The organism is Claveliimonas sp. (assembly GCF_037273965.1).
In the GTDB taxonomy this organism is placed as follows: Bacteria; Bacillota; Clostridia; order Lachnospirales; family Lachnospiraceae; genus Claveliimonas; species Claveliimonas bilis.
Window position 1 is genome coordinate 42,882 of sequence record NZ_JAYAZJ010000038.1, and the last position, 11,685, is coordinate 54,566.

Sequence of the window (11,685 nt, forward strand, 5' to 3'; positions counted from 1 at the left end):
GCTGTCCTTGGACAGCCTATTTTTTCTGATTATTTTTCATTTCTGTTTCCAGTTTTACAATTTTCATCTGCAGTTCTCTGTTCTCTTCTTTCATTTTATCGAGAGCCTTCTCTGCATTTTCCAGTTTGATCTGAACAGAAATCAGTTCGTGCTTCAGATCATACATCTCTTTATCTTTTGCTTCAATATCACTTTCCAGGGTGCCTCCCTGCTTCTTTGCTTTAAAATAGTCATCCGCAATATTCAGCGCCAGCAGTATGCTTCTTGTTTCCGCGCTCTGTTTACGGTATCCTTCGCTGTTCGTACATTCTTCCAGTTTATGATTCAGATAGGTGGAAACCCTCTGCAGATATTCCTCGCTCTCAAATCCGCTCAGGGTAAAAACCTTTCCCCCTATGAGAACTTCTGTAAAATTTTTTGATGATGCCATAAAAGACCTCCCGCTCTTTCCTCTTATATGAGATTTATTATAAACTATTCGCCAATAAAAACCAACTATTTTTCATGATTTTGATATGAAATTCCCAAATGACTGTAGGCCAGGTCTGTCACCACGCGGCCTCTGGGCGTACGCTGTATAAATCCGTTTTTCAGAAGATACGGTTCATATACATCCTCTATCGTACCTGCATCTTCCCCTACAGATGCCGCCAGCGTATCCAGCCCCACAGGTCCTCCCTGAAACTTCTCGATCATTGTCAGAAGAAGGTTTCTGTCAATATGATCCAGCCCGTATTTATCTACATCCAAAAGATCCAGCGCATAGTCCGCCACCTCTTTTGTAATAACTCCATCATATTTCACCTGTGCAAAATCCCGGACACGCTTTAAAAGACGGTTCGCCAGACGCGGAGTTCCTCTGGAACGCCTGGCCAGCTCCGTTGCCCCCTTTTCTTCGATTTCTACACCCAAAATCTTTGCCGAATGCAGGATAATGGTCTGCAGTTCCGAAACCGTATAAAATTCCAGATGATTTACGACGCCAAATCTGTCTCTCAAAGGAGCTGTCAGCATACCCGCACGGGTAGTTGCCCCCACCAGCGTAAAGTGAGGAAGATCCAGACGGATCGACCGCGCCCCGGCTCCTTTTCCGATCACAATATCAATGGCGTAGTCTTCCATTGCCGGATAGAGCACTTCCTCTACCTGGCGGTTCAGTCGATGGATCTCGTCTACAAAAAGAACGTCCCCTTCTTTCAGATTGTTGAGGATCGCTGCCATCTCCCCCGGTTTTTCAATCGCCGGTCCGGATGTCACTTTCAAGTTCACCTGCATTTCATTGGCGATAATTCCGGCCAGTGTTGTCTTTCCAAGACCCGGAGGCCCGTAAAACAGAACATGATCCAGCGCTTCCCTCCGTCCTTTTGCTGCTTCTATATAGATTTTCAAAGTTTCTTTTGCCTTTTCCTGGCCAATGTAATCCTTTAAATACTGCGGCCGCAGACTGTTTTCTATTTTGATATCTTCTTCCAGATTCTCTGTTGTAATGATTCTTCTGCTCATATTTCTCCCCTGCTCTTTAGAACACCATCAGTTTCAGCGCCTGCTTCAGAACCTCTTCCACCTGTGTGTCCTCTGTGATCTCAATCTGCTTGACAGCACGAAGAGCCTCTGTATTTCCATATCCAAGGGCAACCAGAGCCTGCACAGCCTCGCTTTGGATATTTCCCTGTACATTCCCGTAAACCGGATCCGCTCCCTCTTTCCCGTCATTATGGTTCAGCGTATCTTCCAGCTTCAACTTGTCTTTTAATTCTAAAATCAATTTTTCCGCCGTTTTTTTCCCGATTCCCGGAGCTGCCGATATCGCTTTTACATCCCCCGACAGCACGGCAAAACGCAGGTCATCGGGCGTAAGCTGGGACAGGATGTTCAGTCCGCCTTTAGGTCCGATCCCGTTCACACCGATCACAAGCCGGAATACTTCCAGATCGTCTCTGGTGAGAAAGCCAAACAGCTGCATGCAGTCTTCTTTCACATTCAGATAAGTATGGATCTTTACCTCTGTTCCTACAGGGGGCAGCAGTCCAATGGATGCTCCCGGCATAAAAATGCCATATCCCACCCCCGCCACATCAACAATCACCCTGTCTTCTTCCACAGAAGCCAGTTCTCCCCGTATATATGCAATCATTTTATATCAGCTCCTTAATTCTTTTCAGCGTTTCATTGGCGGCAATTCCTATCAGCAGCCCTGTGATCACCCCTGCAATTAAAAGGACTGGAATATAGTACGCCACACTGAATGTTTCTACAACGATCATCGCGATGATCAGCTGTCCGATATTGTGAAATACTCCTCCGGCTATACTGACTCCCATTACACTGAATCCTCCTGCCTTCTTCAGGACTGCCATTACAGTAAGACTTAAAAGTCCCCCTGCAAGGCTGTAGAGGATAGCAAACATATTTCCGAACAGGAAGCCGGACAACACAACTCTTGTTATGGACAAAAGATAGGTCTCTTTCAGGCTCATCTTATAAAGCGCAATGACGATCATCAGATTGGCAAGTCCCAGTTTCACACCAGGGATCCCGATCTGGATAGGGATCAGTGATTCAACATAGCTGAATATCAGGGCCAGTGCTGTAAAAACACCGAAATATGCAACCCGGCTTTTCACACATATCCCTCCTTAATTCGTCATGCCGTCCAACTCACTGTTGATATTTGATTCCACTTCCACAATAACCCGATTAGGCAGGCAGATAATATTCTCTCCGCTGGCGGACACTGCCTTCTGATGTACACAGAGCTGATCCGGACAATCCGCCTCCGTCATCTTGGCCTTTCCGTTTCTGATCTGTAGAATATTACTTCCATTATTTATGGTTATCTCCCGATCCTCATTCAAAGGATAGGTCCCTTCTATTTTTCCATCCACCTTGACCACAGCGCTTCCCGAACCGGAATCTTTCAGTACCTGATGCAGTAAAAATGCACCAGCCGCAACTACAAGGATAATAATGATCAATACAATATCTTTTTTGCTTAATGCTTTTTTCATGTTTTTGCTACCACTTTCCTACCCCGCTTTTTCTCTGTCAGAATACGTTTTCAAAAGCAGAATATCGATATTCTATCCTATTTTAGCATAACCGGCTTTTTTGTGCAATCACATGTTCGATTCCCTCCATATTGCAGGAGAATGCAATAATATGCTATAATAGCATGGTGTCCTGCCGGATACGTAATTATGGGAATAAATTGGTTTTTATCAAAGATATTTATAAGGAGAACTTTATGAAAAACAGAATAATTGCTGCTCTTACCGCGGCAGCTTTCATCTGCATATCTCTGTCCGGATGTGCGGCTGCTTCAAAAGAGCCCATGACCTATACGGATACCGTATTTGACACCGTAGTTTCAATTACTGTCTATGACTCCACGGATCAGGAAATCCTGGATGAATGCAAATCGATGTGCCAGAAATATGACGCTATGTTTTCTGCCACAAATCCTGACAGCGAGATATCCAGAATTAACCAGGCAGGCGGCAATCCGGTGGAGGTGTCTTCCGAGACGGCAACCCTGATCAAAAAAGGATTGTACTATGGTAAGCTTTCTAACGGCGCCTTTGACATTACCATCGGTAAAGTTTCCAGCCTGTGGGACTTCAAGGCAGAAAATCCGTCAGTCCCCGATTCCGCTGCTATTGCTTCCGCTCTTGAGCATGTAGACTATCAAAAAGTACTGGTCAGCGGAAACACTGTCACCATGCAGGATTCGCAGGCTGCCATTGATCTGGGTGCAATAGCCAAAGGCTATATTGCAGACCGTCTTAAGGACTATTTGGAGGAAGAAGGAATACGGCATGCCAACATTAATCTCGGCGGAAATGTTCAGACAATCGGCGGAAAGCCTGATGGCTCCGCTTTCAACATCGGTATCCAGGAACCCTTTTCCGAAAGCGGGATCCCTCTTACTTCCGTTAAGATCAAAGACCAGTCCATTGTCACTTCCGGGACTTATCAGCGATATTTTGAAAAGGATGGAACCATCTATCATCATATCCTTGATCCAAAGACCGGTTATCCCTGCCAAAATGGTCTTTCCAGCGTTACGATCATCACAGACTCCTCTCTGACCGCCGACGCCCTCAGTACCACCTGCTTTGTACTGGGGCCTGAAGACGGACTGAAACTTGTCAATCAGCTGGATAATGTAGACGCCGTCTTTATAGACAGTGAAAACGAGATCACTTATTCTACCAATTTTATGAAATAGGAGAACACAGTAAAAGCTCTGCTTCAGTTAGGGATTTTCCCTCTGAAGCAGAGCTTCTCTTTAGAAATTTTCTTTGTTCACCGTTGTCTAATAAACTCCATATTCCGGGATCATAGTTGCCACGGAAACTCCGAGAATAACAAAGAGTATAATACTCAGCACAAATACGACTGCATAAATGATCAGCCACGCCCGGCAGAAATTTCTTCTGTTTACATTTCCATTCTTTCCAAATGCCCACACAAGATACAGCACCAGACCGACACATGGAATCATCCACGCAAGAATTGTCAGCACCCAGTCTCCCAAAGTCATCGGACTTTGATCCATGTTAAACTGATTATCTACATGATAGTTTCCATTATCTCCCTGATAATAGTGATAACCGCTGTTATACTGATAACCTGCATTTGGATCCGTATAAGTCTGGTTCTGGCTGCTTTGCTTATTCTGATTATCTGAGTCTGTCTTTTCTAAAATATCCGGTGTATTTTCAAAATTATTATCCATTTGCAGCTCCTCCTGTTTTCTTTTATCACGCCTATTGTATCACAGGTATGGTACAAATACAATTATTGTTTCACCAGCTCCCAAATATGATACAGCAGATTGTCATAATAATAAGTCATAGGCGGGCAGTTTGGAAAATAAACATACATACGATAAATATAAAACAGGACCATACCTGCAATCAGCGCTCCTCCCGCCAATTTCAGATGAAAGGAAAGCCCGTCTCTCCCCTTTCCATATCTTTCATAAGCGGCGGCAAGCACCCAAAGGCCGATCAGAAATATAAAAGGATGCATTTCCCACGCTCTGCCAAAATCCAGATGCAGAACAGCAAGTCCTGCCCTTGTCAGTCCACAGGATGGGCAGGGAAATCCTGTCATATATACCAGCGGACATACGGTTCCCAAAAAATTTCCGGACAATGCAAAATAGGCGATTACTGCAATAATCGCCCATTTTAATTCCACAATATCTTTTTTTACTCTGTACAGTATCAGCTTCCACTTTTCTTTTTTCATAAGCCTCTGTCTGAAAACTCTATAAGATAATCTTTTTCGGACACTTCTCTGCACATTTTCCGCAGTTTGTACATTTAGCCGGATCAATGTGTGCAATATTATCAACCACTTTAACAGCGTCGAATTCGCAGACTTTTTCACACATCTTACATCCGATACATCCTACAGAACATACGCTCATAACATCTTTTCCTTTATCTTTGGAACTGCAGTTTACGAGATGTTTCTGCTCATACGGAACAAGTTCGATCAGATGTCTCGGACATACCTCAATACATTTTCCGCATGCCTTACATGCATCTTTATCTACCACTGCCACACCATCAACAACATGGATCGCATCAAACGGACAGGCCTTTACACAGGAACCTTCACCCAGACATCCATAAGCACAGGATTTCGGTCCGCCGTTCTGCATCATGTTGATCATGACACAGTCGTGGAGTCCGTAATACTCATAGCTCTGTTTTGCTTTTTCACATGTTCCGCCGCATTTTACAAATGCAACCTCATGTACCTGCTCTCCTGCTTCTACGCCCATAATATCCGCAATTTTGGCAGCTACCGGAGCACCGCCTACCGGACAGGCATTTACCGGTGCTTCTCCTGCTGCGATCGCTGCTGCAAGTCCGGAACATCCCGGATAACCGCATCCGCCACAGTTGTTTCCTGGCAGCACGCCAAGAACCGCTTCTTCTTTTTCATCAACTTCTACTGCAAACTTTTTGTCTGCAAGTCCGAGAAAGATACCAATGAATAAACCAGTACCGCCTACAATGACTGCAGCCAAAATAATTCCTGTCATACTCATGTTACTCTTCCTCCTATATCAATCCTGAGAATCCGAAGAATGCAATCGCCATCAATGTAGAAGTCAAAAGCACGATCGGCATTCCTTTAAAGGACTCCGGAATATCGTTGTATTCCATTTTCTCTCTGATTCCTGCAAGAAGCACGATAGCAATCAGGTATCCGACACCTGTTGCAAATCCGTTTACTACACTTTCCAGGATATTATATCCGCCCTGCACGTTGTTAAGAGCTACACCAAGCACTGCACAGTTTGTTGTGATCAGCGGCAGATATACACCCAACGCATTGTAAAGAGATGGAACAAACTTTTTCAGGAACATCTCCACAATCTGCACAAGAGCAGCAATAACAAGAATAAATACGATCGTATTCAGATAATCAAAGCCTAACGGCTGTAAAATAAACTGATACAAAAGTCCGGCAACAAGTGACGCCAGCGTAATAACGAAAATAACCGCGCCTCCCATACCGACTGCTGTCTCCGTCTTTTTGGAAACGCCAAGGAAGGAACAAATTCCAAGGAACTGGCTGAGTACGACGTTACTTACAAGCGCAGAACCGACTGCAATTAAAATCAAATCTCCCATCTTTTCCCCCTCCTATTCCTTATCTTTTCCGGCAGCTGACGGACATCCGCCGCATGTTGCACAGTCTGAGCCACATCCTGACTGAATCTTGGACGCATCTTTTCCCTTCTTCTCCATGTTGATCTTTACTTTATTCTGAAGTGCAGCAAGACCAGCAAGAACAAGGAATGCTCCCGGTGCAAGAATGAAGATGGAAATAGGTGTATAGCCTGCTTTTCCGGCAGCTTCATCCGCCAAAGGAAGGATTTGGTAGCCAAATGCCTGACCAGCGCCTAAAATTTCACGGACAACACCAATTGCCACAAGAGCAATCGTAAATCCAAGCCCCATTCCAAGTCCATCAAAAATGGACGGAAGAACCGGATTTTTAGAAGCATAGCTCTCGGCACGTCCGAGGATAATACAGTTTACAACGATCAGAGGAATATAAATTCCGAGGGAATCATAGAGGGCAGGTGTAAAGCCTTCCATCAGGAAATCAACGATCGTTACAAAGGATGCCACAACTACGATAAACGCCGGCATTCTGACAGAATCCGGTATAATCTTACGCAGCATGGAAATCAATAAGTTGGACATAACAAGCACTGCCGTGGTTGAAAGTCCCATACCGATACCATTCATAGCCGAGGTCGTTACCGCCAGTGTCGGACACATACCCAGCATCAGAACGAAAATCGGATTTTCATCTATAATACCATTTTTCAGTCTTTCGACACAACTACTCATATTAACTACCTCCTAAAACGCGTTCTGGAAGTAAGCAAGTGCTGCGTTTACCGCACCTGTCACTGCCCGTGATGTAATGGTGGCACCGCTGATCGCATCGATCGGCTCTCCCTCGCCTCCATCTTTTGATACAGCAAATTTTTCTGTCTGCACACCTACATACTGCTCATAGAAGGAAGGCTCCGTTGCTTTCATACCAAGACCAGCCGTCTCACTGATGGAAAGGAAGGAAATTCCGCTCACTGTGCCGTCTGCTGTGATGCCGACTGTAATCTGGATATCCCCGCCGTAGCCTTCGCTGTCAGTTGCTGTGATCACGTAGCCTGTCTCGCCTCCGTCAACTTCACACACTTCGTCGATGGTTGCCGCAACGCCCAGATCTTTTACTACCTGGCTTGCAATATCTGTATCCACATCAACGGAAACAAATGCATCTTCTGATGCCTCCGGGAATACTGCCTGCCATGCTTCTTTCTTTGCTGCTTCCTGGGTCTGTGCGATCGGTCCCTTTGTAACCTCATAAACCAATCCCAGCAAAAGTCCGGAAATCAAAGTAATAACTGTAAGAATAATCGTATTTCTGATAATCTTGTTCATTATTTTTCTCCTCCTTTACCAAATGGTTTTGGAAGAGTAACCTTCTCAATCAACGGAACCAGAAGGTTACTGATGATGATTGCATAGGACACACCTTCTGCCGATCCGCCGAAAATACGGAACAGACCTGTCAAAAGACCAAGCACAATACCATAGACATACTGTCCTTTCTTCGTGATCGGTGATGTTACATAGTCTGTTGCCATGAACCATGCACCAAGCATCAGACCACCGCCGCACAGATGAGCTGTGATATACTGCGGATCAAAAAATCCAATCTCCGGATGCGCTACATGTCCGAAAATTCCTACAAAAATCACGAATGTCACAATATATGTACCTGGGATCCTAAGATCAATGACTCCCATTAAGATCAGGAAAATAGCTCCGATCACAATGGCAATCACAGAAGTCTCACCAATGGTTCCCGGAATATTTCCGATCAGCATATCCATTGTGTTGACCTGATCCAAAGCGCCCTCTTTTACATAGGCAAGTGGGGTCGGTCCGGTAATGCCGTCATAGACAAAGCTTGTCATTGGTCCGGTAAAGGAAAGCAAAAGGAAACATCTTGCTCCCAGAGCCGGGTTCATAAAGTTCTGTCCAAGTCCTCCGAAAAGCTGTTTTACAATAAGAATACCGAATACGCTTCCCAGCGCGCCCATCCAAAGCGGCGCTGTTGGAGGCATGTTAAGCCCCAGCAGAAGACCGGTCACAACAGCACTGAAATCTCCTACCGTTACTTTTTTGTGCATAAGTTTCTCATAAATAAATTCTGTTAATACTGCCGCTGCCGTTGTGCTGATCAGCATAAGCAGAGCAGGTACGCCAAAGTTATATACTCCAAAAGCAGATGCCGGAAGCAGTGCAATAACTACCATGAGCATGATATTGCCAGAAGTAACCTTGGAACGTATATGTGGTGAAGACGAAATATTTAACTGATTCTCCACTTTTGTTCACCTCTTCCTCTCTTTATTACTTTTTCTTACGGTTCGCAAGAGCAATTTTCCTCATAGATCCTATAGACTGTTTCAGCTGGCGTTTTGCCGGACATACGTAACTGCAGCAGCCGCATTCCACACATTCCAGCCCATTCTGCTTTGTAAAGAGCTCTTCATCATGATGCTCTGCATAATCCGCAAGTCTGGAAGGGATCAGCCTGCTCGGACAGACCTCTACACACCTTCCGCAGTTAATGCAGGCTGTCGGCTCAAATTTCGCCACCTCGTCTTTTGAAAGACAAAGGATAGATGAAGATGTCTTTGTCACAGGAGTATCCAGAGTAAACATAGCAAATCCCATCATCGGACCGCCGGAGATGACCTTCTCCGGTTCACCCTTGAATCCGCCTGCAGCTTCCACAAGTTCCATCTGGTTTGTTCCAAATAAGGCCTTAAAATTGCCAGGTTCATTCACTCCATCGCCGCTGACTGTTACAACTCGCTCCATAGACGGGATACCTTTTACAACTGCCTGGTATACATTGATCATTGTCTCAACGTTGTCTACCACGCATCCTGCATCGGCCGGAAGCATAGTGGAATTAATTGCCCGTCCGGTTGTTGCATAAATGAGCTGACGCTCTGCTCCCTGGGGATACTTCGTTTTCAGAGGCATAACTTCCATGCGTTTCTCATCTTTCACAAGTTCCTGAAGCTTTGCGATACAGTCTGGTTTATTATCTTCTACAGCAAAAATACCTTTTGCATTGTCAAACAGAGATAAGATCACCTTCATTCCGCCTACAAGCAGCTCCGGCGTCTCGATCATTCTTCTGTAGTCAGCAGTGATGTACGGCTCACATTCCGCACAGTTTGCTATAATGTAGTCAATTTTATCAGGCTCTTTCGGGGACAGTTTCACTCTTGTGGGGAATCCTGCACCTCCCATACCTACAATACCGGCTTCGCCGATCGCATTTAAGATCTCTTCCTTTGTCATTTCTTCCAAAGGCTTTACAGGGCCGTATTCTACTTCTTCGTACTGTTCGTCATTTTCAACTACAATACAGTTTACTTTTGCTCCTGTAGGATTAAAATGAGGCTCGATCGCTTTCACTGTTCCGGAAACAGATGCATAGATCGGAGCTGAGACAAATCCGCCGGCCTCCGCAATTTTCTGCCCCCTGAGTACATGATCACCGACAGACACAACCGGAGCTGCCGGAGCACCGATATGCTGTGAGAGCGGATAAACCAGGTTCCCTTTTGGCTTAACTTCAGTAATCGCCTTGTCCTTGGCCAGGCGCTTACCATCATCGGGATGAATACCACCCTTAAATGTTAATAATGCCATCTCGTTTTCCTTCCTTCCTAACTTTAATCTGTATATACTATACAAGAAAACGCCGACTCTATCTAGCTTTTTTCGGCAATTTTATTGTACATTTCCAAGTACATCTTGATGTTTGTTTAACAATGTCTCACACACAAAGATAGAGACTATATTCTAGTCTCTATCCGAAAACACTTTATGATATTCCATACGGTTTATCAGTTACTTATTCATCAGATCCTTCTTCTGCTTCAGCAGGCTCCAAAGCCTTCATACTCAGACTGATCTTCTTCTCTTCCACATTGAGATCAACGATCTTTGCAGTAATCTCCTGTCCTACTGTCAGAACATCTGATGGTTTTTCAACATGCGCTCTGGAAATCTGGGATACATGAAGAAGTGCGTCCACTCCTGGTGCAAGTTCAACAAAAGCTCCGAAATCTGTCATTCTGGCAACCTTTCCTGTGATCTCCTTGCCAACCGCATAATCTTCCTGTGCATTTGCCCAAGGATTTGTCTCCGGGAATTTCAGGCTGAGCGCAATCTTTGTATCATGAATATCTTTTACAAGAACTGTCACTTTCTCGCCAACCTGAAATACCTTCTTCGGATTTTCAATTCTGCCCCATGACATTTCAGAAATATGAAGGAGTCCATCCACACCGCCAAGATCGATAAATGCTCCAAAATCTGTCACATTCTTTACTGTTCCTTCAATTCTGTCACCGATCTGCAATTTTTCAAAAAGCTCTTTTTGCTTTTCTGCCCTTTCTGCTACAAGAAGCTGTCTTCTGTCACCGATAATACGGTTGCGGCGAGGATTAAATTCACTGATCACAAATTCAATTTCCTGTCCCTGATACTTGCTCAGATCTTTTTCATATGTGTCAGAAACCAGGCTTGCAGGGATGAATACTCTGGCTTCATCAACAACCACACTGAGTCCGCCGCCCAGAATCTGTGCGACAGGTGCCTTCAGTACTTCTTTGTTTTCAAACGCTTCTTTGAGGCGCTCATTTCCTTTCTCAGCAGCAAGCCTTCTATAAGTAAGCAGCACCTGACCTTCTCCGTCATTAACCTTTAATACTTTTGCAGTCATTGTATCACCAACAGAAACAAGAGTAGTAAGGTCCACACCCGGCTCATTCGTATATTCGCTTCTTGTGATGATACCGTCTGCTTTGTAACCGATATTCAGAATGATCTCATCCGGCTTTACACCAATGACTGTACCGTCAACCACCTCTCCGTTTCGTATTGTCTTGAATGACTCGTCTAACATCTGTTCAAATGTTAATTCTGACATTATTTTGAACCTCCTCAATTATTTTGTTGGGCGTGGATGCCCCTGCTGTAATACCTACTGTTTCCACGGACCTTAATTGATTCATATCCAAATCGTCAAGTGTCTGTATGTAGTACGTAT

15 protein-coding genes and 1 pseudogene are annotated in these 11,685 nt (G+C 44.7%); 1 reads left to right on the forward strand and 15 read right to left on the reverse strand.

The genetic code is table 11. The features are described from left to right. Positions 1–16: 16 nt before the first annotated feature. The 5 genes from WJ238_RS02110 to WJ238_RS02130 all read right to left on the reverse strand — a co-directional run bounded on the left by WJ238_RS02110 (position 17) and on the right by WJ238_RS02130 (position 3,008). Entirely contained in the window at positions 17–430 is a 414-nt protein-coding gene (locus WJ238_RS02110; RefSeq protein WP_230106060.1) for a cell division protein ZapA, read from the reverse strand. A 65-nt stretch (positions 431–495) separates the two neighbouring features. After that, positions 496–1,503 carry a Holliday junction branch migration DNA helicase RuvB gene (gene ruvB / locus WJ238_RS02115; RefSeq protein WP_230106059.1) on the reverse strand — a complete coding sequence of 336 codons (1,008 nt, stop codon included), beginning with the start codon at positions 1,501–1,503 and terminating at the stop codon, positions 496–498. Positions 1,504–1,519: 16 nt separating this feature from the next. Continuing rightward, complete coding sequence (ruvA, locus tag WJ238_RS02120; RefSeq protein ID WP_230106058.1) at positions 1,520–2,134, reverse strand: Holliday junction branch migration protein RuvA; 615 nt, start codon at positions 2,132–2,134, stop codon at positions 1,520–1,522. 1 nt (position 2,135) lies between these two features. Further along, positions 2,136–2,624 (reverse strand): Gx transporter family protein, encoded by a 489-nt coding sequence (locus WJ238_RS02125; protein ID WP_230106057.1) that lies wholly within the window; start codon positions 2,622–2,624, stop codon positions 2,136–2,138. A 12-nt stretch (positions 2,625–2,636) separates the two neighbouring features. Next, the gene (locus tag WJ238_RS02130; RefSeq protein WP_230106056.1) at positions 2,637–3,008 is read right to left on the reverse strand and encodes a NusG domain II-containing protein; all 372 of its coding nucleotides are present in this window, start codon (positions 3,006–3,008) and stop codon (positions 2,637–2,639) included. A gap of 236 nt (positions 3,009–3,244) precedes the next feature. On the opposite strand from WJ238_RS02130, the gene WJ238_RS02135 reads away from it, so the two are divergent. After that, on the forward strand, positions 3,245–4,228 hold the full coding sequence (locus WJ238_RS02135) for an FAD:protein FMN transferase (RefSeq protein ID WP_230106055.1): 984 nt from the start codon (positions 3,245–3,247) through the stop codon (positions 4,226–4,228). Positions 4,229–4,315: 87 nt separating this feature from the next. Here the strand turns inward: WJ238_RS02135 and WJ238_RS02140 are convergent, their stop codons facing one another. The 10 genes and pseudogenes from WJ238_RS02140 to WJ238_RS02185 all read right to left on the reverse strand — a co-directional run. After that, complete coding sequence (locus WJ238_RS02140) at positions 4,316–4,738, reverse strand: hypothetical protein (protein WP_316264664.1); 423 nt, start codon at positions 4,736–4,738, stop codon at positions 4,316–4,318. A gap of 62 nt (positions 4,739–4,800) precedes the next feature. Beyond that, a complete protein-coding gene (locus tag WJ238_RS02145) occupies positions 4,801–5,256 on the reverse strand; it encodes a DUF2752 domain-containing protein (RefSeq protein ID WP_337606002.1) in 456 nt (151 codons plus the stop codon). A gap of 19 nt (positions 5,257–5,275) precedes the next feature. Beyond that, on the reverse strand, positions 5,276–6,067 hold the full coding sequence (locus WJ238_RS02150) for an RnfABCDGE type electron transport complex subunit B (RefSeq protein WP_337606003.1): 792 nt from the start codon (positions 6,065–6,067) through the stop codon (positions 5,276–5,278). Between the two features lie 13 nt (positions 6,068–6,080). Continuing rightward, complete coding sequence (locus tag WJ238_RS02155) at positions 6,081–6,656, reverse strand: electron transport complex protein RnfA (protein WP_337606005.1); 576 nt, start codon at positions 6,654–6,656, stop codon at positions 6,081–6,083. 12 nt (positions 6,657–6,668) lie between these two features. Next, positions 6,669–7,385 carry an electron transport complex subunit RsxE gene (gene rsxE, locus WJ238_RS02160; RefSeq protein ID WP_337606006.1) on the reverse strand — a complete coding sequence of 239 codons (717 nt, stop codon included), beginning with the start codon at positions 7,383–7,385 and terminating at the stop codon, positions 6,669–6,671. Positions 7,386–7,397: 12 nt separating this feature from the next. Then, positions 7,398–7,982, reverse strand: a complete 585-nt coding sequence (locus tag WJ238_RS02165) for an RnfABCDGE type electron transport complex subunit G (protein WP_337606007.1) — start codon at positions 7,980–7,982, stop codon at positions 7,398–7,400. Then, entirely contained in the window at positions 7,982–8,935 is a 954-nt protein-coding gene (locus WJ238_RS02170) for an RnfABCDGE type electron transport complex subunit D (RefSeq protein WP_230106049.1), read from the reverse strand. The genes WJ238_RS02165 and WJ238_RS02170 overlap by 1 nt, the downstream gene beginning before the upstream one ends. Positions 8,936–8,960: 25 nt before the next feature. Then, positions 8,961–10,280 carry an electron transport complex subunit RsxC gene (rsxC, locus tag WJ238_RS02175; protein WP_230106048.1) on the reverse strand — a complete coding sequence of 440 codons (1,320 nt, stop codon included), beginning with the start codon at positions 10,278–10,280 and terminating at the stop codon, positions 8,961–8,963. A gap of 205 nt (positions 10,281–10,485) precedes the next feature. Then, a complete protein-coding gene (rpsA, locus tag WJ238_RS02180; protein ID WP_316268969.1) occupies positions 10,486–11,565 on the reverse strand; it encodes a 30S ribosomal protein S1 in 1,080 nt (359 codons plus the stop codon). Then, positions 11,546–11,685, reverse strand: a pseudogene (locus WJ238_RS02185) (4-hydroxy-3-methylbut-2-enyl diphosphate reductase); the annotation flags it as partial. The pseudogene WJ238_RS02185 and the gene rpsA, both read right to left, overlap by 20 nt.